Source organism: Neptuniibacter sp. PT8_73, assembly GCF_047778045.1.
Taxonomy (GTDB): Bacteria; Pseudomonadota; Gammaproteobacteria; order Pseudomonadales; family Balneatricaceae; genus Neptuniibacter.
In genome coordinates this window covers 461,183-483,282 of sequence record NZ_CP180545.1, presented here as the reverse complement: position 1 = coordinate 483,282, position 22,100 = coordinate 461,183, and the positions used below count along the sequence as shown (strand labels likewise).

Below are 22,100 nucleotides of genomic sequence, written 5' to 3'. Positions count from 1 at the left end.
TAGCCTGCAAACAAATAAGTTCTCAGCAATTTTTCTGAGTTATCGTTAAGCAATCCTTAAGTTTTATTCAACTAAGCCGACTTTCTTTAAAGACAGTGGCATAATGCAACGCTTAATTTTCAGCAACCCAATATAATAATGAAGGGGTATAGGGTGCTAAATCGCGTTAAACAGTTCCGCGGAAAATTTCCCACGGTTCACTTAGTGGCTGTCAGTGCCTGCGTACTTATTTTAGGCCTGACTCTCTTACTGCTTCCATCACAAGAAGTTGAAGCTACTCGCGGCGATCTACCAACCGCTCCACCTACTGCGCCGCTTCTATCTACTAAATCAACTACTTCTAGCGCAGAAACAACATCAACCGAAGCAGTTATCAAAACTAATCCAGCCCAAGCAGCTACTGCAACCCCTTCCATACCTAAAGATAACTGGGTCGAATATACTGTAGGTAATGGTGACAATTTAACGTCCATGTTTAAAAAAGCAGGACTAACACCACGTGATGTTTATCATGTAGCTGCTGCAGGTAAAGAAACCAAAGCATTCACCCGTCTATTCCCTGGTCAAACATTAAGCTTCGTCATTGAGAACGGTAAGTTAAGCAAGCTCAAACATATCGAATCCAAACTTAAATACACTCTGCTATATACAGATGCTAACGGCGCCTATCAGATTGACTCTGTTATCAGAACGCCCGAAGTCAGACAGCAATTCACAGCCGGTACAATCAAAGACTCGCTATTTCTAGCTGGCGAAGAAGCCGGACTTTCCAGTAAAAAAATAATGGAACTCGCGAGCATCTTTGGCTGGGACGTAGACTTCGTCCTTGATATTCGTAAAAACGACGATTTCAGTCTTATTTATGAAGAACATTATCTAGATGGCGAAAAAATTGGCGAAGGCCCTATTATTGCAGCTCAATTTACTAACAGAGGCAATAAATTCACAGCTCTTCGTTATACAAATACCGAAGGCGATAGCAGCTACTACACGCCTGAAGGTTATAGTATGCGCAAAGCCTTCCTTCGCTCGCCGGTAGATTTCGCCCGTATCAGCTCTCGCTTCAGCCTCAGCCGTAAGCACCCTGTACTCAATCGCATTCGCGCTCACAAGGGCGTGGATTATGCAGCTCGAACAGGCACACCAATTAAAGCTGCTGGTGAAGGCAAAATCACATTCCGTGGTAGAAAAGGCGGATTTGGCAATGTTGTAATCGTCCAACACGGTAGCAATATCACCACCCTTTATGCCCACATGAGCAATTTTAAACGCGGACAACGTGTCGGCACTCGCGTTAAGCAAGGCCAAGTGATTGGTTTTGTTGGTCAAACAGGCCTTGCCAGCGGCCCTCACCTTCATTACGAGTTTCGCGTCAATGGCGTTCACAAGAACCCTCTGACGGTTAAATTGCCACAAGCTTCTCCTATCGCTAAAGCTGAGCGAAGTAACTTTACGGAAACGGCGAGTAGCTTATTAGCTCAGCTTGAAACTCACCAAGCCACCACACTTGCACAGAGCAATCGTTAAGCATGAGTCAGAAGGATCTATTTATTGGGTTAATGTCAGGTACCAGTCTGGATGGTATCGACGCAGTTGCCGTTAGATTTACACCAAATTTTGAAATGGTAGCTACGCACGCTGAAGAGATCCCAGCAACGTTAAAGAACGATATTTTGACACTGACCCAGCCCGGCGATCTTGAAATTGACTTAATGGGCAAGGTAGATAGATCTTTAGGCGAGCTCTTCGCCAAAACCGTAAATGATCTTTTAAGCAAAAACGGCTTATCTGCTAAGCAAGTTTCAGCAATCGGCAGCCACGGCCAAACCATCCGCCACCGTCCAGAATTTGGTTTCACTTTGCAAATAGGTGATGCAAACCAAATTGCTGAACTAACAGGTATCACCACTGTGGCAGATTTTCGACGTCGTGATATGGCTGCTAACGGTCAAGGCGCACCTTTGGTTCCTGCATTCCATCATGCAATGCTGCACTCTAATGAAAGTAACCGCATTCTGCTGAATATTGGCGGGATGGCAAACCTTACTTTCCTGCCACAATCTAAAGAGCAAAACATCCTTGGCTTTGATACTGGTCCTGGTAACGTTTTATTAGATGCGTGGATCAAGCACTGTCGAGACCTTCCCTTCGATCAAGATGGCGAATGGGCACTAACCGGTTCCATTAATGAGGACCTTTTAGAGCAATTAAGCTCTATCGAGTATTTTTCCGAACCTCCACCTAAAAGCACTGGCAGGGAACAGTTCAATTTAGCTTGGCTAGAACAAACACTCACCACGCTTCCTGAGATTAAAACGGAAGATGTGCAACGCACTTTGCTTGAATTGACCGCCACCAGCATAACCGATGCTATAAAAACACACATTCCTAGCCAGGTATTTGAGCTATATATCTGTGGCGGTGGCAGTTTCAACCAAGCACTTACGCAACGCATATCTGATTTATTACCAAATATTAACGTCAGTAATAGTGACGATATCGGCATTGACGCGGATTGGATGGAAGCAGCAGCCTTTGCTTGGTTAGCTATGCGCTGTTTAGATGGGAAAGCCGGCAACAATCCAAATGTTACCGGCGCAAAAGGAGATCGAATTCTAGGCGCGATCTATCAAGCCTAAAAGTACAGATAGCCTTGTTGGCGTAGCCTAACCTGCTCTGCAGGACCTAGTGGTATCGTATCGATAAACGCAGGTAGCTCCGAGCGCTCTACACCATTCGCTCGCATCCATGTTTCACATACACGAATATCGATCACATTATTCGAATCTAATCGCTCAGCAAGCTCTAACAAGCTTTTGTACTGATTCATATTCTGATGCCGAAAGGCATGCGCTTCATCACCATGCAAAACAAACACGATCGGTTCGTAGGCTGAAAGATTCTCTACCTCGTCAACTAGCATACTCGCTCTTTGAAAAAGCATTTCAACTTCACTAGGGGTGTGCTTTTTGATCAGCGCTAGATAACGATCATTAGCGATATCTGGAGATATAGGCGACTGCAATGGCTGAGCCATGAGCAAGCCAGAAAAAAGCACACAAAAAACAGAAAAGACCAACTGACGCATATTATTCCCCTAGAGGACTTAAATTAATAACCTACGACAGAGTAGAAGATATAGTAATAGGCCCCCTCATAACAAGGGATCACCTATTACTATCGTATGTAAGCTTAGACTAAGCTGAACAGAAACAGCTAGATAGAGAAGGATGAACCACAACCACAAGTTGTTGTCGCGTTCGGGTTGTTAATCACAAACTGAGAACCTTGCAGACCTTCTTTGAAATCCACTTCTGAACCAACTAGATATTGAAAGCTCATCGGATCCACCACCATGAACACACCATCACGCTCAATCACAGTGTCATCATCTGCAGCATTTTCATCAAAAGTGAAGCCGTAAGAGAAACCGGCACAGCCCCCGCCCGTAATAAATACACGTAACTTCAGGCTATTATTCTCTTCCTCTTCCATAAGAGATTTTACTTTAGCAGCGGCAGAAGTAGTAAATACCATCTCTTGCTCTGCAATTGGATCAACTGTTTCTATCATAACGACCATACTCAATTAAGCTGAGCACAATTATCGCCTTAACCGACTAATTCAGTCAAGTATTAAGGCATCAAGCCAACAACATTCAGACCGGCAGTCTCTTCAAAACCAAACATAATGTTCATGTTTTGAACCGCCTGACCCGCAGCACCTTTAACAAGGTTATCAATCACAGATAATACAACCACCGTGTCTTCACCTTGAGGACGATGAACGCTGATACGGCAAACATTGGCACCTTTAACACTTCTTGTTTGTGGATGGCTACCTGCAGGCATAACATCAACAAATGGCTCATTTGCGTAACGTTCTTCAAAGATCGCTTGTAGATCATGATCAACAGGATCTTTTAATACGCCGTAGCAGGTAGAATGGATACCACGAATCATCGGTGTTAGGTGTGGAACAAATGTCAGATGTACTGGACGCTCTGCTGCCAGGGCAAGACCTTGCTTAATTTCCGGCAGGTGACGATGACCCGGCACGCCGTAAGCCATCATGCTTTCACTCGCTTCGCACAACAACATACCAACCTTCGCACCACGACCAGCACCACTTACACCTGATTTACAGTCAGCAATCAGACGACGGTGATCGATCAGTTTATTTTCCAATAGCGGCAGGTAAGCAAGCTGAGTCGCAGTTGGGTAACAACCTGGGCAAGCGATCAATTGTGCATCTTTGATCTGTTCACGATTTACTTCCGGCAAGCCATATACAGCCAATTCAGCCATCTCTGGTTGAGTGTGCTCCATACCATACCACTTAGACCAAAGCTCGAGATCCTTGATTCTGAAGTCAGCGCCTAGATCAATGACTTTAACACCCTTACCAACAAGCTCGGCTGCCATATTCATTGCAACTCCATGAGGTGTCGCAAAGAAAACAACATCACAACCACTTAGCGTTCCCACATCAGGTACGGTAAAGCGCAGATCGTGGTGTCCTCGAAGGTTGGGATACATGTCAGCCACACTGACGCCTTCCTCTGAGCGAGAAGTAATAACCTCTACTTTTGCCTGAGGATGATTTGCCAACAAACGAAGTAACTCTACACCGGTATAACCGGTACCGCCTACAATACCTACCTTAATCACAGGAACCTCTCATAAGGGATGAAAAACTGGTAACGTATAATACAGAAACTAAGACCCTTATGACTATTAATAAATAATCGAGTCTATGCCCAAAAAGAGCTTTTCCTTAGAGAATTTTCGTTATCGCTTAGCCCATAACGAAGCTTTACCGCAGATGGTTGTTCTCGGACTACTCTGCGGATTGCTGTGCGGCCTAGTTTTAGGCCTTTTTCGTTACATGCTGGAACTGCCTTTAACTTCATTTCTTCCCGGAAACGATAGTGAAAATTTTGAAGAGCTACCTAGTTGGCTGCATTTCTCACTACCCATAATCGGCAGTCTGCTCATCATCATTGTTTTATCGCGGGTCGATCCTGTCAGGCGAAAAGTAGGTGTAGCTCATTTACTGGAGCGAATGGCGTACCATCAGAGCAAACTGCCCTTTCGTAACGCGTTAGTACAACTATTAACAGCAACCATTGCACTAGTATTTGGGCACTCAGCAGGTAAAGAGGGGCCAGCTGTCCACTTGGGCGCAGCTTGTGGCAGCCAGTTAGGCCAAAAGCTTAACCTACCGAATAACACCTTACGTATTTTAGCAGGCTGCGGAACGGCAGCAGGTATAGCAGCTACGTTTAATACACCATTAGCGGGTGTTGTATTTGCAATGGAGGTTGTACTACTCGAATACACCGTAATCGGTTTTATGCCGGTTATCGTTGCAGCTGCAACCGCCACATTGGTTGTACAATTGATGTTTGGCAAGGAGTTATTACTTACTGTACCGCCACTACATATAGAGTCTCTACAGGAGATACCCTACGTCGCATTTCTAGGCGTTATCATCGGGTTATTAGCAGTGCTGTTTATCGCACTGATGCGCGCCACTATGAATCGCTCCAATCAGTTAAATTTAAGTTATAAGACCAAATTACTCAGTGCAGGCATTCTAACTGGGTCCGCAGCGGTGTTTTACCCTCAGATTATGGGGCTGGGCTACGACACCCTGGATGCAGTAATACATGGCCAGTTAAGCCTATTTCTTATTGGTGGCATATTGTTAGCGAAATGCATCGCCACTCCAATCGCACTTGGCCTTGGCGTACCTGCTGGCCTCATCGGGCCAGCATTATTTATTGGCGCTTTAGCAGGCGGTTCTTTAGGCATCATTGGTGCAAATATTGCCGACCAAGAGGTTGCTCAACCTGGCTTTTATGCCCTACTCGGCATGGGTAGTATGATGGGTGCGGTCGTCAATGCCCCCATGGCTGCACTGGTCGCAATATTGGAATTATCGGCCAATCCCAACATTATCTTTCCGGCAATGATTTCGATTGTTGTCTCAAATCTGATCGCCCGTTACATCTTTAACATGCCATCAATTTTTGTAACCAGCATGCGCTTACAGGGTCTGGATTATCGCCATAAACCACTTTCTCAGATTTTAAATAGCTCTGCTGTACAAAGCCTGATGCTGACTAATTATGTAAAATGTAACCCCATCATTTCCAAACAAAGCGCCGAAACGATTCTTGCGGCTTCACCAGACTGGATACTTGTTTCACAAAGCGACGGCCATACCCTTCTATCTCCAGGAGACCTTCATCTTTACCTACAACAACATGAAGGTGAAATACCAGACATTCATGTGATGGAAATCGCAGCCCTACGCTTAGATAGTTTAAGCATTGATAGCAAGGCCACTCTTCAAGAAGCGCTTGAGCTAATGGACAGCGAAACCGTTGATGCCCTTTGTGTCACAAGCTCCTTAAAACAGATCGCGGGGTTATTAACACGTGATCAAATAAATGATTTTTACCGTAAAAGTTGATCTATGAAATTTAACTTACAAGGCCTATACGGCATTACTGACTCCGACCTAATGCCCGATACTGAAACCATGCTGCGCAAAGTTGAACAAAGCATACAGGGCGGCGCGAAGATCATTCAGTATCGAGATAAATCATCCGATCTTAAAAAACGCGTTGAGCAAGCATCGGCTTTAAACCTAATTTGCAAAAAGAACAAAATTCCACTCATCATCAATGATGATGCGGGCTTAGCTGCGGGTATTGGTGCCGCAGGCGTACACTTGGGACAAAGCGACGGTGCAATAGAGGAAGCTCGTGAAATGCTGGGTGAAGACGCGATTATCGGTGTGACCTGCCATGATTCGCTGGAGCTAGCCTTAAAAGCACAACAAGCCGGTGCTTCATATTTAGCATTCGGCGCATTCTTCCCATCGAAAACCAAACCCAATGCCAAGCCCGCTCCTCTTTCCTTGGTGAAAGATGTAAAAGACAAAGTTAACTTGCCAATAGTGGCGATTGGAGGCATTAGCGTGGATAATGCCGACCAGATTGTAACAGCAGGTGCCGATATGGTTGCCGTCATTCATGCGCTATACGCGAACAAAAAAGTGACTGCAGCAGCAAAACAGTTCCACCAGCTCTTCACTAATTGATTTCAGAGAGAATAAAGATGTCCCGTTCAGAAGAACTTTTCCAAGCAGCTCAAGTTCACATTCCCGGTGGAGTTAACTCTCCTGTGCGTGCATTTAAAGGTGTAGGCGGCACCCCAATCTTCTTCAAACAAGGCGAAGGCGCATACTTGTTTGATGAAGACGGTAACAAATACATCGACTACGTTGGCTCTTGGGGGCCGATGATCTTAGGTCATTGCAACAGTGAAGTAATCGATGCTGTACGCACTTCTTTAGATAACGGTTTAGGCTTTGGCGCGCCAACCGAGATCGAAATCGAGATGGCAAACAAGGTGTGCGAGATCATGCCATCTCTAGACATGGTTCGTATGGTTAGCTCTGGTACAGAAGCAACGATGAGTGCGATCCGTCTGGCACGTGGTTACACTAAGCGCGATAAAATCGTTAAGTTTGAAGGCTGCTACCACGGTCATTCCGACTCTCTATTGGTTAAAGCAGGCTCAGGCATGCTGACTTTAGGCGAGCCTAGCTCTCCTGGAGTTCCAGCTTCTCTTGCTGAACACACCATCACTCTGACTCACAACGATATCGACAGCGTTCGTAAAGCATTCGCCGAGATTGGTGATCAGATCGCTTGCATCATCGTTGAACCTGTAGCCGGCAACATGAACTGCATTCCGCCGCTTCCGGGCTTCCTAGAGGGCCTTCGTGAAGTATGTGATGAATACGGTACGGTTCTGATCTTTGACGAAGTTATGACTGGTTTCCGTGTCGCTCTAGGTGGCGCACAATCTGTTTATAACGTAACGCCTGACCTGACAACACTGGGTAAAGTTATTGGTGGAGGCCTACCAGTAGGCGCGTTTGGTGGTAAGAAAGAGATCATGGAGCATATCGCGCCTCTAGGCGCTGTTTACCAAGCGGGTACTCTTTCCGGTAACCCACTCGCCATGGCTGCAGGCCTAGCGATGCTGAACGCTGTTTCAAAACCTGGTTTCTACGAGCAACTAAGCGCAAAAGTAGAGCTACTAACCGAAGGTTTAGAAGCGGTAGCGATGGCAAATGGTATTCCATTTACCACTAGCCGTGTCGGTGGCATGTTCGGTCTATTCTTCACTGAGCAAGAGCAAGTAACTAGCTTCGCTGAAACTATGGCGTGCGATTCCGATCGTTTCTCTAAATTCTTCCACGGCATGCTTGAACAGGGTGTATATCTAGCACCTTCAGCATTTGAAGCAGGCTTTGTATCTGCTGCACACACACAGGAAGATATTGAGAAGACACTCGCAGCAGCTGACCACGTTTTTGCGAATCTAAAATGACCTTAGCGATCATAGCTGGCAATGCCCTTCTTATTGCCAGCGCTCTATTTTTAGCAGGCCGCTGTTATAGAGTAGGCGAGAAACATGATCATACTGCCAGTATGGTCATTAGCCTATCAGCTGCTTTTATCGCTTGCTCAGGTGCAGGCTCACTACTGCTACAAGGAACAGATCAGGATTCAGTCACGTTCAGGCGCCTGCTTGATAACCTAGCGTACTTTGCTGCAATCCCTTTAATAGCAAGCGCCATGTTTGATTATGCTTGGAAGAAGGAGTGGTCACGCGCAGCATGGGGACGCTGGTTATTAGTATTGTTCGCTCTATTTGAGCTGTGTCGCCGAAGCGAAGTAGGTGTCACCTACAGCCAAGCACTTGCAGGACTATCTGCACTTGCGTTGTTAATCAGCTGTTTAAGAATGCAGCCGCTAATCACTAAAGCTGCAGGTACTGCATCCGCAATTGCAATTGCAGTTTCGACCCTTGTTTATAGTCAGGCATCTCTAATGCCTCATTTGGCCGACCCAGCTCTGTATCATTCAGCGCTTGCTATCGCTCTGATACTTTTGAGCATTGCTCTTGGAAAAGAAAAGCTTCCTTAAGCGATCTCGACCAGCATATGTCACGCATAAAAAAAGCAGCCATTTAGGCTGCTTTTTAGTCCTTATCCGATTAGTAGTTCAGCGCTTTAGTTCGGGCAGCATTTGCTCCAGAGCGATCACCTGAACTTTGACGAATATCCGCAATCAACAACCACAACCTTCGCAGCATAACGACATCACCAATAGCCATATTTGTACCTTTGAGGGCCATTTGCTCGGCTTGAGCCCACTGACCTTCTAGGCGACGAACATCAGCCCATTGATAATAGATTTCCGGATCCCTAGGAGCGATCCGTTGCGCACGTTCAAGGCTGCTTTCAGCTGCCTGCATTGCCCCTCTATTTTTCTGCTGATTTGCGCTGTTTAACAAAGCAATTACAGCAGGGTTTTGAGCGCGAGCAGTCACAGGCGTCGGAACTGGAACGGCGACAGGGTTCTCAGTTCGCGATTCTCGAACAACCGTAGGTTTGATTTGAACACCCGTTGCAGATTCGGCTGACTGAATAACGCCATCTTGCCCTGATCGATCCTCTACAGGGGGACGGTATACTCCTGTTCCACTCACACACCCAGTCAAAGCCAATGCTGTTAAAAGTGCTCCAGCTGTTTTGTATCGCTTAATTATCTGAACCATCGTTCAAACCAATCCATAGATTCTTGTTGCTGATTTCCGGCACATTCAGCGTAATCTTGCGGAGCTGTACCTTTTATGAACGGCAATTGTCGCACACCCTGACATTGTTCGGCAGAGATCAAACCTGTTTTTTCTTCAATCCAGTGATACTCAATCTCTTCAGGCTGAACCGCCATAAACGACTGTGGCCGTTCTTTAACCATCAACTCGGTCCAAACTCGCAACGCGCCTCCCGAGCCAGTAAATGGCAGTTTCCCATTGTCATCCAGACCCAACCAGACCACCGCCATGCGGTCCCCGGCAAAACCAGCAAACCAACTATCACGCTGACCATTACTGGTTCCTGTCTTACCAGCCACATTGATTGACCCTGGTAGACGGCTATAGATATAACGCCCTGTACCTTCGCGGGTAACCGCTTGCAACGCGTATTGAATCAGATGCATATTCTCCGCAGTTACCACCTGCTTCACTTCAAAAGGATAGCGAGAAAGCTCCTGCCCTTCAGAATCCGTAACCAAACGAATAGCTCGCATCGGCGCTCTAAAACCATTTGCAGCAATCGTCTGGTAAACCGTCGCAATCTCAAATGGGCTCATCGACTCAGCACCCAGTAAAAGCGATGGATAAGGCTTAGGATCACGAGAGATACCTAAACGTTCTAAGGTATCGATCACTTTCGGCAAACCTATATCCATACCTAACTGAGCAGTGCTCTGGTTATAGGACTTCGCTAAGGATAGATAGAGCGGCACTTTACCGTGGCTTTTACGATCAAAGTTCTGCGGCACCCAACTCTTACCGCCCGCAAGCGGTACGCTAATCGGTTGATCATCCAACAGAGAAGCCAAGGTATACCCCTCTTCCAACCCTGCTAAGAAGACCGCTGGTTTCACTAAAGAACCGATTGGACGGCGCGCATCTAAAGCACGGTTAAAACCTTGATAGCGGGCGTTTTTACCACCCACCAGCGCCAACACCTCACCGGTTTGCGGATCAGTGACTACAATACCACCCTGCAGCGCAGTGACTGGTTTACCGTAGCGTTTCTTTAAGTTACCGATGGTTTTGGTCAACGCCGATGCAGTATTAGCCTGAACCATTGGGTCTAAGCTAGTAAATACTCGCAAACCTTCTGAGCTAAGCACATCTTCAGGGTACTCTTCACGCAACTGACGTTTTACAAGATCGAGATAGGCAGGATAAGCACCTTTATGAAGGCTACGCTGTTTAACCACACCTAAGCCACGTTTCTCAGCATCTAGACGATCTTTCATGCTGATCACGCCCTGTTCTTGCAGCACTTTCAACACAAGATCACGACGCGCTTTAGCACGTTCCGGATGGCGTCTTGGGTCGTAGTAAGACGGTCCTTTCACCATACCGGCCAATAGCGCGACCTGATGAAGTTTCAATTCATTAATAGGCTGGGCAAAGTAATACTGACTCGCCAGACCAAAACCATGCACTGCCCGGGAGCCTGATTGCCCCAAGTAAACTTCGTTCAGATAGGCCTCTAAAATCTCATCTTTGCTGTAGCGAAGATCCAATAGCACCGCCATCGGGATCTCCATGAGCTTACGCGCCAAAGTTCGATCGGAGGTTAGATAGAAGTTTTTGATCAACTGCTGTGTCAGGGTACTACCACCCTGAATAAAGCGACGCGCCTTCAGGTTAACCCACATTGCACGCGCAATACCTTTCGGAGATACACCGAAGTGGTTGTAATAATCGCGATCCTCTATCTGAATCAATGAATCCAAAAGCAGTTGTGGTGCTTGATCCAAACGAATCAGGTCACGGTCTTCATTGTCACGAGGGTAAATACCACCGATCAGAATCGGCTCTAGGCGACTTAACGGAACAATGGAACCACGACTATCTTTAATCGACACTAATTGATTGCCACTAAAGCTAAGCAATAAACGCTGTGCGCTCTCATCACCATCAGGAAAACTGAATCCACGGGTATACACGCGAGCACGGCTGGAAGCCCATTCCACCATCCCCGGTTTGTCCGCGCGATTAACAAATCGGTAGCCCAGACCTTTCAATTCATCCTTTAACGCTTGGCGATCTAATACCTGTCCCGGATACAACTCGAGAGGCCGCGCATACACTTTGGCAGGCAATGCCCAGCGTTTACCCTCAAACTTACTTTTGACTTGGACATCCAGATAGATCAAACCGATTCCGCCAATCACCATGCCCAAAAGGGACAGTTTGAACAGAAAGATAAGAAACTTTTTCAGGAAACTGCGTGGTTTTTTAGTGCTTTTGCCACGACTTGACGATTTTGGTGCTCTCTTTTTTGCCATTGGCTCAGTATAATGCCTTCCCTTAGCAGGTATATCAGTACGTTTATGACCCTAATCGACTCTCTAAAACAAGCTTCGTTCTATCCGCATCCAGTCGACCAGATTGAGGTGATAGAAACCCACATTTCTTGGCTGATCTTAACAGGCGAATATGCCTATAAGGTTAAAAAGCCAGTGGATTTCGGTTTTCTGGATTTTACCACGCTAGAGAAGCGTCAGCACTTCTGTGAGGAAGAGCTACGTCTAAATCAACGATTAGCCCCTGATATCTACCAGCAAGTCATCAGTATTGGCGGCAGTGTTGAGAACCCAACATTCAATCCTGAAGGCGATGAAGAGATCATTGAATATGCTGTTCAGATGCAGCAATTTGATCCTACACAACGCCTTGATCTACTTTTAGCCAATCATCGTTTTGAAGCTAGCTGGATCGATACATTAGCCGAACAAATCGCGGATTTTCACCAGCGTATTCCGATTGTGGCGCAAGACAGCCCTTGGGGTGAAGCAGAAACGATTTGGGAAGTTGTCTCAGATAACTTCAGCCATATCACCGATGCTATCGACGAACTAGATGACTGGCATAAAGTACAAAAGCTATCCCATTACACTGCGCAGCAGTTCCGCAAACTGACCCCACTGATTGAACAACGTAAGCAATCCGGTCATATTCGCGAATGCCATGGCGACCTTCACTTAGCCAACATAACTCTTTTCCATGATGAGCTAAGGCTATTTGACTGTATCGAATTTAACTTACAGTTCCGCTGGATAGATAGCATCTGCGATCTTGCTTTTCTTCTCATGGACCTGGAAGCCAACGGTGAATTCCGTTGGGCCAATCGCTGCTTAAACCGCTATTTAGAAATCAGTGGTGATTACAATGCACTACCATTGCTTAATTTCTATAAAGCGTACCGTTCCATGGTTCGCGCAAAGGTTGCAGTACTAGGCGAGCATCACGATCTACAAACCCTGCGCCGCTATCTGCGTCTAACCGATTACTATGCTCGTGCACCAAAACCAGCACTGTTTTTGATGCATGGCATTTCAGGCAGTGGCAAGAGCCACTTAAGCCAACAGCTCGTTGATCAAACCGATACTATTCGTATCCGTTCTGATGTTGAGCGTAAACGCCTGTTCCGCGAGTTGAGCTTAAAAGGGGAAAAGATTGATCTGTATGGTCCACAAATGAACGCCCATACCTTCAATCATCTTTTTGATACCAGCGCAGAGCTGCTACGTAACGGCTACTCAGTGATTGTAGATGCAACTTGTTTGCGCCAAAGAACACGCCAAAACTATATCGAACTGGCTGAGAAACTCGGTATACCTATTCGCATTATCAGCTGCGAATGCGAGCAAAAACTAATTGAAGCCCGTTTGAAACGCCGTTCCAATGAAGGCTCAGATGCATCCGATGCTGACATTGCGGTCATGTTGGAACAACAACAGCTTGCCCAGCCTCTAACAGAAGAGGAGCGAGCACTTACGCTTTCAATCGATACCGACGATGATGAAGCGATCGTACGTTTATTAGAGCAGCTGCGAATCCAAGAGGTAATTTTCTAATGACAGCCTTATGCCACATTGATGAGATTACTGAAGGTCAGGCTAAAGGGTTTGAGTGCGAAGGTAAAAAGCTTTTCGCGGTAAAATACCGTGGTGAGTTATACGTCTATGAAAATAGCTGTCCACATCGCAGCATCCCTCTGGAATGGCAGCCTAATCAGTTTCTAGATTACGACAAAACCTTCATCCAGTGTGCGACCCATGGCGCGCTTTTCAAAATTGACAGTGGCGAATGTATCTCAGGTCCCTGCGTAGAAGATAGCCTAACCGCCATCCCATTTTCCTTAGATGACGGCCAAGTGATCCTCGGCTAAGTAATTACTGGAATCTCGCGCTGAATACTGATCTGTTCAGGCGAGATATCTGCAGCATAAGCGATTACCTCTACCCCAGCCTCTATCGCTTCACGCAGTAAGCGGCCATATTCAGGGTCAATCTGATCGGCTGGGCGTACTTGTTGAATCCCAGTATGAGGCACGCAAAACAGCATCACAGCACGATCACCTTGCTCAACCATCGCCATTAATTCCTGCAAGTGTTTAGCGCCGCGCTTAGTCACTGCATCTGGAAAACTTCCCCAGCTATCAGATTCGAGCAAAGTCACATTCTTCACTTCAACCCATGCCCGGCCTTTCTCTTCATCTTCCAACAAGAGATCAATACGGCTGTTTTCACCATACTTAACCTCTTGACGTATATCCGAGTAGTCCTGTAGCTGAGTAATCACCCCTTGCTCAATCCCTTCGCGGATCAGCTTGTTCGCCAGACCGGTATTGATACAGGCGAGATACTGCCCTTCAACTTCCACCAGCTCCCAACCCAATGGGTATTTACGTTTAGGATTGCCACTGTCGTGCACCCAAACACGGCTATCTGGATCAGCGCAGTTTTTCATGGAGCCGGTATTCGGACAATGGATCGTAACTTCGCGACCATCGGACAAAACAACATCAGCAAGGAAACGCTTATAACGCTTAATCAAACGTCCTTCGATTAGATTTTCAAACTGCATTATTTCTGAATCCTCTTACCTAAACGTTCCAGCATCAACTGAATGCGATCCAATCCTGTAGTGTAAGAGAATCGAATAAATTCCTGACTACGGTGCTGACCAAAATCCAATCCCGGCGTAGTCGCTATATGATCTTCTTCTAACAACGACCAACAATAATCGAAGGTGTTATCGGTAAGGTGCTGAGCGCCTGCATAAACATAGAATGCCCCCTCTGGAGTAACAGGCAGATCAAAGCCTAATTCTCTTAATCCAGCCACTAGAAGATCACGACGTTTTTGGAACTCAAAACGTCTACGCTCCAGTTCAGAAATCGTTTCAGGCTTGAATGCAGCCAGCGCTGCATATTGCGAAACCGTGTTTGGCGAAATCATCAAATTCTGCGCTAATTTTTCTAATTCTGGAGCAGCCTCCTCAGGCGCCACCAGCCAGCCTAAACGCCAGCCCGTCATACCAAAATATTTAGAAAAACTATTGATTACAAAGGCATTTTGATCGATTTCCAATACACTTGGTGCATCTATTCCGTAGGTAAGCCCATGATAGAGCTCATCAACAACCAGATGACCACCTAGTTTTTTAACTGTCGCAGCAATATCAGTTAACTCATCCCGATGGACGACCATACCGGTTGGATTAGCAGGAGAAGCTAACAGCACTCCCGCAGTATTAGCTTGCCAATGCTGTTCGATCAACTCAGCGTTTAACTGGAAATTATCTTCTGCATTGGTCGGCACTAACTGAGATTTAGCTTCTAAAAAGCGCAAGAATTGGCGATTACATGGGTAACCCGGGTCAGCCATCATAAACGACTGTCCAGCATCAGCGAGCAAAGAGAACGCCATCAGCAAAGCGCTGGAAGCACCTGTGGTTACAACGATCCGTTCAGGGGAGACATCTAAGCCATACTTCGTGGCATACCACTGACTGATCGCCTCACGTAACTCAGGAATACCCGCAGCAGGCGTATACTGAGTCTGGCCGCTATCAATCGCCGCTTTGGCTGCTTCTGCAATCAAGGGTGCTGTTGCAAAATCAGGCTCACCCACCTCCATATGGATAACGTCACATCCAGCATCATCAAGTTGCTTAGCCCGTTTCAGCAGATCCATCACTTTAAAAGACTCAATCTCTGCAACACGTTGGGAAGGACGGAATACCATGCGAATACCTGATCAAACACTAAAAATGGCAGTATACCTCAGACCATTTACGAATATCCTGCCTAGAGCCCCTATTTACAAGTACTTCAAGGTGAACTAAACCTAATGAGATGTCTTTTAGTATCAATAGAATACATTTAGGGCTAGCGAAACGGCGAGGCATCTGGTAATTTGCCTGCCTTCTATGCTAAATCAATGTATTTATTGCATAACTAAACACAGGCAAGTGAAGTCACCCTTAAGGTGGCTTACGAAAGAAAGAGAGTGAGGCAGCGCTTATGCCAAACAAGAGCGAATCTTTCACACATATTGATCCTTACCCACTAGTTGAGGGTGAGGAATACATGAATGAGAAGCAGAAGGATCATTTCCGTGCAATCCTAGGTGCTTGGAAACAAGAACTGATGGAAGAAGTGGATAGCACTATCCACCACTTGCGCGAAGAACCTTCAAATTTTGCAGATCCAAGCGATCGAGCTAGCCAGGAAGAAGAATTCAGCCTTGAGCTACGTACTCGTGACCGCGAACGTAAATTGATCAAAAAGATCAATGAATCGCTTGAGCTGATCGACGAAGATGAATACGGTTATTGCGATGCCTGCGGTATCGAAATTGGCGTTCGACGTCTCGAAGCTCGACCTACAGCGTCTTTGTGTATCGATTGCAAAACGCTGGCGGAGATCAAAGAAAAGCAAGTCGGCGGCTAAATCTAAACTAAGCCAGTTAATATAACTGGCTTAGCTTTAAGCATTTATCGTGACCTATATCGGCCGATTTGCCCCATCCCCTACTGGGCCATTACATTTTGGTTCACTCCTTGCTGCACTCGCCAGTTTTTTGGATGCACGTGCCCATGAGGGTGAATGGCTTTTACGCATCGAAGATTTAGATCCTCCTCGCGAACAGCCAGACGTCAAAGAACAATTCCCACTGTTACTGGAAAGTTACGGTCTTTATTGGGATGGTGAACTCAGCCTTCAAAGCGAACGTCTTGAACTCTATGCGCCTGTACTGCAGGAACTACTTGAAGCTCATCACGCTTACCCTTGCTCCTGTTCACGTAAAGAGATCTTAAGCCGTTGCGATAATTTAGTGTATGACCAACATTGTTTAATGCACCCACCGGAGCAAGATACCAACGTTGCCATTCGGATCAATAGCAACGGCACGCTCATTAGTTTTCGCGATATTATCCAAGGCCCCCACGCCTATAATTTAAGTAGTACGGGCGACTTTGTTGTATTCCGCCGTGATGGTTTCTACTCTTACCAACTCGCCGTTACTATCGACGATTATCTGCAAGGTATCACCCATATTGTGCGCGGCTCTGACCTACTAGATGAAACGGCCAAACAGATTCATCTACAACAACTATTAGGTTATCCAACACCCGCTTATGCACACATTCCTGTGGCGACTAACACCGAAGGCCAAAAGCTGAGCAAGCAAACCTTTGCACCGGCATTAGAAACCAGCGATCCCATCCCAGTTTTGTTTAAAGCTTTGCAATTTTTAGATCAAGAACCTCCACGAGAACTGCTATACGCAAGTAGAGATGAACTACTGGAGTGGGCGATTGCAAACTGGGATATACGTAAAATAAAACAAACACTTAGTAAGCCGCTACTAAACGAGTCGTAAGATGTATTTCCACCGTGTCCTACTGTTATTGATACCGGGTTTATACATGGTATTACCCCTCATTATTGATAGCTGGCAGAGCCTGACAACACCCTGGTACCTTCCTTACGTCGCTTGGCTTGTTATTATCTTATTAGCATTCCTGATCGAGCGGAGGCCGAGAGATGTTTAGCCTTCCATTACTCATCCTGATCGGAGTTGCTTATCTGCTCTTCCTCTTTGGTACGGCCTACCTTACTGAGAGAGGACTATTACCGAAGCAGTTAGTGCACCATCCATTTACCCATGTGCTTTCTATCGGGGTATATGCCAGCGTATGGACGTTTTATGGTGCCTTTGGACTGGCACAAGAATCGGGATATAGCTTTTTAGCCTCCTATCTGGGTGCTGTCGTCACCTTTATCTTAGGCCCAGTGTTGCTGATCCCCATTCTCAGGATATCGAGGACATACCAGCTTAGTTCGCTACCCGATCTACTCGCCTTTCGTTTTCGCAGCGGGGCGGTTGGTACTATTACAGCCATACTGACCGTCATCGCCACTCTCCCGATGCTTTCAATTCAGATACAAGCGGTTACCGATGCCCTGTATCTGCTCAATGACCAATTTAGCGTTGACCAAATCGGCTTAGGGTTTTGCTTTGTCATCGCTCTCTTTTCGATTTTATTCGGTGCGCGTCACGCCTCTTTGCGAACAACCCATCAAGGCCTAATGATGGCCATGGCAGTTGAGTCACTGATTAAACTGATCGCACTTCTGGTAATTGCGGGCTTTGCAATCTTTGGTGTCTTAGGTGGGGTTGAAGGCGTCAATGACTTTATCACCAGCCATCCAGAATCGATCAAGCGCCTAGAAGCGCCTGTAGACAGCGATGCTTGGCGAACCTTGCTACTGGCATTTTTTACCGCAGCAATTGTGATGCCGCATATGTTCCACATGCTGTTTACCGAAAATTCATCTGACGAAACACTCTATAAAGCCACATGGGCGATGCCCCTGTTTCTATTTCTACTCGCTGCTGCTGTCCCACCCATCCTTTGGGCAGGCGAAGCACTAGGTGTAGGCGGTGAAGCGCAATTCATTCTTTTGAACATGGGTGTTTTCTTAGACTCTACCTGGCTAACGGTATTGGCATTTATCGGAGGTTTGTCAGCAGCTAGCGGCATTATGATTGTGGCAACCGTGGCTATGGCTTCGATGATTCAGAACCACGTTATTCTGCCGTTAGTCCCAAAACCGAAAACCCCTCGTTTCTATGCCTGGCTTTTATGGCTGAGGCGCAGTTTGATCATGGCGATGCTGCTGGCCAGTTATCTTTTCTATCGCCAGATAGGTACGGACTTTGCCCTGCATCAGATGGGTGTGGTTGCTGTAGTGGCCTTTTTACAGTTCTTGCCGGGGTTACTATCCACCTTGTTCTGGTCCAGAGCTAACCGCTGGGGTCTACTCATAGGTTTATCCGCTGGCATGGGAATCTGGCTACTGACCATGCTAGTTCCGCTTCTAGATAGCTCAGCCAGCGAATTGGTACCTTTCGATTTAGATACAGATAACTGGGATCATATTGCGATTCTGTCGCTGATGTTGAACACGGCACTTCTGACCGTAGTCTCTCTGATCTTCCCTCAATCGGAAGATGAGCGCAGGGCCGCACAATCCTGCTTGATGAACGCGTTGCAAAAACCAAGTTCCAATCATCTACGCGTTTCCAGAATCGATGACTTTACCGATCTACTATCCAGCCGTTTAGGCCGAAAAACCGCAGAGCGCGAAGTTCAAAAAGCACTAGAGAGTCTGAATATACAGTCGCAGACCGTGCGTCCGATCGATCTGTTGCGCCTTCGTACAACTCTTGAAACTAACCTTTCTGGCTTGCTTGGACCTATAGAAGCCGCTGCTTTACTTGAGCCTTTAGATCAGCCTTCTGATCCAATTACCTTCAAAGCCAGTAATACACACCTGATTGAAAACCAGCTGGAAAACTATCAAGAACGTTTGACCGGTCTTGCTGCCGAACTTGATGAGATGCGCCGTTACCACCGCCTAACGCTGCAAAAGCTTCCGGTCGGTGTCTGCACGCTTGATACCTCTGGGCAGGTGCTGTTCTGGAATATTGAGATGGAGCGTCTGACCCAAATTAAAGCGGAAGAGATTATTGGTACGCCGCTACAAAGCCATACCGATACTTGGAGTACTATTTTAGAAGAGTTCGCCCACGCAGATAGCGATCACAAGTTGAGCCAAAAGCTGATCTTAAATGAACAAACTCATTGGTTCAGTTTGCACAAATCGATTCTTAAAGAGCGTCGCGATATCGGCATGGTATTGCTACTAGAAGACGAGACCGACACTAAAATTATGCAGGACAAGCTCGGCCATAACGAACGACTTGCATCTATCGGTCGCTTTGCTGCGGGTGTTGCCCACGAGATCGGCAACCCTGTAACAGGAATCGCTTGTCTAGCGCAGAATCTGAAGTTAGAAACAGATAATGACTATATTCTTGAAACCGGCGATCATATCGTCGATCAAACCAAACGTATCAGCCGTATAGTGCAGTCCCTGGTCAGATTCGCCCATGCAGGTCGCCCCGAAGCTGAACGAGAGCAAGTACCGGTATCTCTTGCGCAGTGTGCTGAAGAAGCTATTCACCTGATGTCTTTGGATAGCCATGGCAAGCAACAGCAGTACATCAATCAGATACCCGATGAGCTTCGTGTGAGTGGTGATCCACAACAACTTCATCAAATCTTTGTAAATCTGATTCAAAATGCCAGCGATGCCTCACCTGAAGGCGGGCGCATCTGGCTGCATGCCAATGAAAATATTGAAACCGTAGAACTTCGGGTAACCGATGAAGGCAGCGGTATATCTGAAGAATCCCAAGAGCGTCTGTTTGAACCGTTCTTTACCACAAAAGACCCTGGTCAGGGTACAGGTTTAGGCCTATCTTTGGTTTACAATATTATTGAAGAACATTGTGGTAATATTGAGATTATAAGCCCAGCCAACAACAAGCAGAACAAAGGCACTCAAGTGGTAATAACGCTCCCGCGCTTAAAGTGGACAGAAGATCCAGACAGCGCAGGATAGTGGGATGAGAGGTAGAGAGCCGATGAGCCGTATTCTGATTGTAGAAGATGAAACAATAATCCGGTCTGCACTGCGCAGACTACTCGAGAAAAACCATTTCCAAGTCGACGACGCCGCTTCTGTAGATGAAGCCACCAGTCGTTTCAACCTTGGTGACTTCAACCTGATTATCAGCGACCTTCGTCTGCCGGGCGCACCTGGCACAGACATGATCTCGTTGGCGAAATCAGTTCCTGTTCTGATAATGACCAGTTACGCGAGCTTACGATCCGCTGTTGATGCGATGAAGCTCGGTGCTGTCGACTATATTGCCAAGCCTTTTGATCACGACGAGATGATCAGCTCGGTACAGCATATTCTTTCCTCTCGTTCAGAATCTGACAATCCCGTTACCGAACATGATGCTGCAGCTGCCGAGAACCGCACTAATATCATTGGCTCCTGCCAACCGATGCAGGAACTCGATAAGCGCATCAAGAAAGTTGCTCGCACCCAAGCGACTGTTTTGATTCAAGGTGAGTCTGGCACAGGTAAAGAACTTGCAGCTCGGGCAATTCACGAACAAAGTAATCGCGCCAACATCCCAATGATTTCAGTGAACTGCGCGGCGATCCCAGAGAGCCTGATTGAGTCAGAACTCTTTGGTCACGAAAAAGGCGCTTTTACCGGCGCTAGCAGCAGCCGCAGCGGCTTACTTGAAGCTGCAGATGGCGGCACGCTATTTCTTGATGAAATTGGAGAGCTTCCTCTTGAAGCCCAAGCACGTTTGTTACGCTTCCTACAAGAAGGTGAGATCCGACGTGTAGGCTCGGTACAATCAAAGAAAGTTGATGTTCGTCTAATTGCTGCAACCCATAGAAATCTAAAAGAGCTAGCGAAACAGAACGAGTTCCGTGAAGACCTCTACTACAGACTCTATGTGATGGAGCTTCGCATTCCGCCATTAAGAGAACGCGGCGACGATATTATTGAGTTAGCTGAAAAAATGCTGACTCGTGTTTGTCAGCGAATGGAAACAGCGCCTTTACGTTTCGCCAATGATGCGCTTGAAACTATGCGCAGATACAGCTGGCCAGGCAATGTTCGTGAATTAGAAAATGCCATCGAGCGTGCAACCATTCTGGCGGAAGGTCCATTCATTACCACGGACCTTTTAGGTTTAGATATACCAGTAAGCTCGCTAGATGATATTGAAAGCCAGTTTGTCGCGATGAATCAAGCTACTCCTCAAGCAGTACAGACTGAAGAACAATCCAAGCTATCTTTAGATGATTACTTCCAAAGATTCGTTCTGGAAAATCAGGACCAATTAAGCGAAACAGAATTGGCCAAGAAACTAGGCGTGAGCCGCAAGTGTTTATGGGAACGTAGACAAAAACTTGGTATTCCCCGCAAGTCGAGAAAATAGATTATACCAAGGTCTAAAGGGTAACATTTAAGTAACATTACGGTAACAATTCAGGTGTTACCGTACTACCCAGAAATTAGTACCAAAGCGTAACACCCAGTAACAAAACCGCTACAAAAGTAGATCAAAAAACAAACAATCAAAAATAAACTATTGTTTTGTAAGGAATAATAAAAACTGGCACATGCCGTGCAGTATATTGCGCGATAACAAAAAGAAGCACACTTCTTAAACTGGACCGCCAATA

Annotated in this window: 19 protein-coding genes; 12 read left to right on the top strand and 7 right to left on the bottom strand. The window is 46.4% G+C overall.

Features of this window, described 5'->3' with window-relative positions:
• Window positions 1-153: 153 nt before the first annotated feature.
• Window positions 154-1,527: an OapA family protein gene (locus ACMXYN_RS02140; protein WP_415893290.1), complete on the top strand. Its 1,374-nt coding sequence runs from the start codon at window positions 154-156 to the stop codon at window positions 1,525-1,527.
• 2 nt (window positions 1,528-1,529) lie between these two features.
• Window positions 1,530-2,639: an anhydro-N-acetylmuramic acid kinase gene (locus ACMXYN_RS02135; RefSeq protein ID WP_415893289.1), complete on the top strand. Its 1,110-nt coding sequence runs from the start codon at window positions 1,530-1,532 to the stop codon at window positions 2,637-2,639.
• Here ACMXYN_RS02135 and ACMXYN_RS02130 read toward each other — a convergent pair.
• From ACMXYN_RS02130 to argC, 3 genes are all read right to left on the bottom strand, one after another.
• Complete coding sequence (locus ACMXYN_RS02130) at window positions 2,636-3,088, bottom strand: hypothetical protein (RefSeq protein ID WP_415893288.1); 453 nt, start codon at window positions 3,086-3,088, stop codon at window positions 2,636-2,638. The two genes, ACMXYN_RS02135 and ACMXYN_RS02130, sit on opposite strands and share 4 nt — an antisense overlap.
• Before the next feature lie 128 nt (window positions 3,089-3,216).
• The gene (erpA, locus tag ACMXYN_RS02125) at window positions 3,217-3,573 is read right to left on the bottom strand and encodes an iron-sulfur cluster insertion protein ErpA (protein WP_415893287.1); all 357 of its coding nucleotides are present in this window, start codon (window positions 3,571-3,573) and stop codon (window positions 3,217-3,219) included.
• A gap of 62 nt (window positions 3,574-3,635) precedes the next feature.
• Window positions 3,636-4,670 (bottom strand): N-acetyl-gamma-glutamyl-phosphate reductase, encoded by a 1,035-nt coding sequence (argC, locus tag ACMXYN_RS02120; RefSeq protein WP_415893286.1) that lies wholly within the window; start codon window positions 4,668-4,670, stop codon window positions 3,636-3,638.
• A gap of 85 nt (window positions 4,671-4,755) precedes the next feature.
• Here argC and ACMXYN_RS02115 point away from each other — a divergent pair, with 85 nt between their 5' ends.
• The 4 genes from ACMXYN_RS02115 to ACMXYN_RS02100 are packed head-to-tail and all read left to right on the top strand — an operon-like array spanning window position 4,756 to window position 9,013.
• Window positions 4,756-6,480 carry a chloride channel protein gene (locus ACMXYN_RS02115; RefSeq protein WP_415893285.1) on the top strand — a complete coding sequence of 575 codons (1,725 nt, stop codon included), beginning with the start codon at window positions 4,756-4,758 and terminating at the stop codon, window positions 6,478-6,480.
• 3 nt (window positions 6,481-6,483) lie between these two features.
• Complete coding sequence (gene thiE, locus ACMXYN_RS02110; protein WP_415893284.1) at window positions 6,484-7,113, top strand: thiamine phosphate synthase; 630 nt, start codon at window positions 6,484-6,486, stop codon at window positions 7,111-7,113.
• A 17-nt stretch (window positions 7,114-7,130) separates the two neighbouring features.
• A complete protein-coding gene (gene hemL, locus ACMXYN_RS02105) occupies window positions 7,131-8,414 on the top strand; it encodes a glutamate-1-semialdehyde 2,1-aminomutase (protein ID WP_415893282.1) in 1,284 nt (427 codons plus the stop codon).
• The gene (locus ACMXYN_RS02100; protein ID WP_415893281.1) at window positions 8,411-9,013 is read left to right on the top strand and encodes a hypothetical protein; all 603 of its coding nucleotides are present in this window, start codon (window positions 8,411-8,413) and stop codon (window positions 9,011-9,013) included. Before hemL ends, ACMXYN_RS02100 begins: the two co-directional genes overlap by 4 nt.
• A 70-nt stretch (window positions 9,014-9,083) precedes the next feature.
• Here the strand turns inward: ACMXYN_RS02100 and ACMXYN_RS02095 are convergent, their stop codons facing one another.
• Window positions 9,084-9,647, bottom strand: a complete 564-nt coding sequence (locus ACMXYN_RS02095; RefSeq protein ID WP_415893280.1) for a tetratricopeptide repeat protein — start codon at window positions 9,645-9,647, stop codon at window positions 9,084-9,086.
• Window positions 9,635-11,965: a penicillin-binding protein 1B gene (gene mrcB / locus ACMXYN_RS02090; protein WP_415893279.1), complete on the bottom strand. Its 2,331-nt coding sequence runs from the start codon at window positions 11,963-11,965 to the stop codon at window positions 9,635-9,637. Before mrcB ends, ACMXYN_RS02095 begins: the two co-directional genes overlap by 13 nt.
• A 45-nt stretch (window positions 11,966-12,010) precedes the next feature.
• On the opposite strand from mrcB, the gene ACMXYN_RS02085 reads away from it, so the two are divergent.
• A complete protein-coding gene (locus ACMXYN_RS02085; RefSeq protein WP_415893278.1) occupies window positions 12,011-13,537 on the top strand; it encodes an AAA family ATPase in 1,527 nt (508 codons plus the stop codon).
• Complete coding sequence (locus ACMXYN_RS02080; RefSeq protein ID WP_415893277.1) at window positions 13,537-13,851, top strand: Rieske (2Fe-2S) protein; 315 nt, start codon at window positions 13,537-13,539, stop codon at window positions 13,849-13,851. The genes ACMXYN_RS02085 and ACMXYN_RS02080 overlap by 1 nt, the downstream gene beginning before the upstream one ends.
• Here ACMXYN_RS02080 and sfsA read toward each other — a convergent pair.
• Window positions 13,848-14,549: a DNA/RNA nuclease SfsA gene (sfsA, locus tag ACMXYN_RS02075; RefSeq protein WP_415893276.1), complete on the bottom strand. Its 702-nt coding sequence runs from the start codon at window positions 14,547-14,549 to the stop codon at window positions 13,848-13,850. The genes ACMXYN_RS02080 and sfsA overlap by 4 nt on opposite strands.
• Window positions 14,549-15,712, bottom strand: a complete 1,164-nt coding sequence (locus tag ACMXYN_RS02070; RefSeq protein ID WP_415893275.1) for a pyridoxal phosphate-dependent aminotransferase — start codon at window positions 15,710-15,712, stop codon at window positions 14,549-14,551. The genes sfsA and ACMXYN_RS02070 overlap by 1 nt, the downstream gene beginning before the upstream one ends.
• 278 nt (window positions 15,713-15,990) lie before the next feature.
• Between ACMXYN_RS02070 and dksA the strand changes: the two genes are divergently transcribed.
• The 4 genes from dksA to ACMXYN_RS02050 all read left to right on the top strand — a co-directional run bounded on the left by dksA (window position 15,991) and on the right by ACMXYN_RS02050 (window position 21,853).
• Complete coding sequence (gene dksA, locus ACMXYN_RS02065) at window positions 15,991-16,419, top strand: RNA polymerase-binding protein DksA (protein WP_415883334.1); 429 nt, start codon at window positions 15,991-15,993, stop codon at window positions 16,417-16,419.
• A 49-nt stretch (window positions 16,420-16,468) separates the two neighbouring features.
• Window positions 16,469-17,353, top strand: coding sequence for a tRNA glutamyl-Q(34) synthetase GluQRS (gene gluQRS, locus ACMXYN_RS02060; protein WP_415893273.1), 885 nt, complete (start codon window positions 16,469-16,471; stop codon window positions 17,351-17,353).
• 164 nt (window positions 17,354-17,517) lie between these two features.
• Complete coding sequence (locus tag ACMXYN_RS02055) at window positions 17,518-20,445, top strand: sensor histidine kinase (RefSeq protein ID WP_415893271.1); 2,928 nt, start codon at window positions 17,518-17,520, stop codon at window positions 20,443-20,445.
• Between the two features lie 22 nt (window positions 20,446-20,467).
• Window positions 20,468-21,853, top strand: coding sequence for a sigma-54-dependent transcriptional regulator (locus tag ACMXYN_RS02050; RefSeq protein ID WP_415894456.1), 1,386 nt, complete (start codon window positions 20,468-20,470; stop codon window positions 21,851-21,853).
• Window positions 21,854-22,100 lie beyond the last annotated feature (247 nt).

Coding starts and splice junctions, on each gene's coding strand:
- ACMXYN_RS02080 (WP_415893277.1), top strand. CDS start 13,537: ATGACAGCCTTATGCCACATTGATGAGATTACTGAAGGTCAGGCTAAA.
- mrcB (WP_415893279.1), bottom strand. CDS start 11,965: ATGGCAAAAAAGAGAGCACCAAAATCGTCAAGTCGTGGCAAAAGCACT.
- ACMXYN_RS02100 (WP_415893281.1), top strand. CDS start 8,411: ATGACCTTAGCGATCATAGCTGGCAATGCCCTTCTTATTGCCAGCGCT.
- ACMXYN_RS02115 (WP_415893285.1), top strand. CDS start 4,756: ATGCCCAAAAAGAGCTTTTCCTTAGAGAATTTTCGTTATCGCTTAGCC.
- ACMXYN_RS02070 (WP_415893275.1), bottom strand. CDS start 15,712: ATGGTATTCCGTCCTTCCCAACGTGTTGCAGAGATTGAGTCTTTTAAA.
- ACMXYN_RS02130 (WP_415893288.1), bottom strand. CDS start 3,088: ATGCGTCAGTTGGTCTTTTCTGTTTTTTGTGTGCTTTTTTCTGGCTTG.
- dksA (WP_415883334.1), top strand. CDS start 15,991: ATGCCAAACAAGAGCGAATCTTTCACACATATTGATCCTTACCCACTA.
- thiE (WP_415893284.1), top strand. CDS start 6,484: ATGAAATTTAACTTACAAGGCCTATACGGCATTACTGACTCCGACCTA.
- ACMXYN_RS02055 (WP_415893271.1), top strand. CDS start 17,518: ATGTTTAGCCTTCCATTACTCATCCTGATCGGAGTTGCTTATCTGCTC.
- hemL (WP_415893282.1), top strand. CDS start 7,131: ATGTCCCGTTCAGAAGAACTTTTCCAAGCAGCTCAAGTTCACATTCCC.
- ACMXYN_RS02095 (WP_415893280.1), bottom strand. CDS start 9,647: ATGGTTCAGATAATTAAGCGATACAAAACAGCTGGAGCACTTTTAACA.
- ACMXYN_RS02135 (WP_415893289.1), top strand. CDS start 1,530: ATGAGTCAGAAGGATCTATTTATTGGGTTAATGTCAGGTACCAGTCTG.
- erpA (WP_415893287.1), bottom strand. CDS start 3,573: ATGATAGAAACAGTTGATCCAATTGCAGAGCAAGAGATGGTATTTACT.
- ACMXYN_RS02050 (WP_415894456.1), top strand. CDS start 20,468: ATGAGCCGTATTCTGATTGTAGAAGATGAAACAATAATCCGGTCTGCA.
- sfsA (WP_415893276.1), bottom strand. CDS start 14,549: ATGCAGTTTGAAAATCTAATCGAAGGACGTTTGATTAAGCGTTATAAG.
- ACMXYN_RS02085 (WP_415893278.1), top strand. CDS start 12,011: ATGACCCTAATCGACTCTCTAAAACAAGCTTCGTTCTATCCGCATCCA.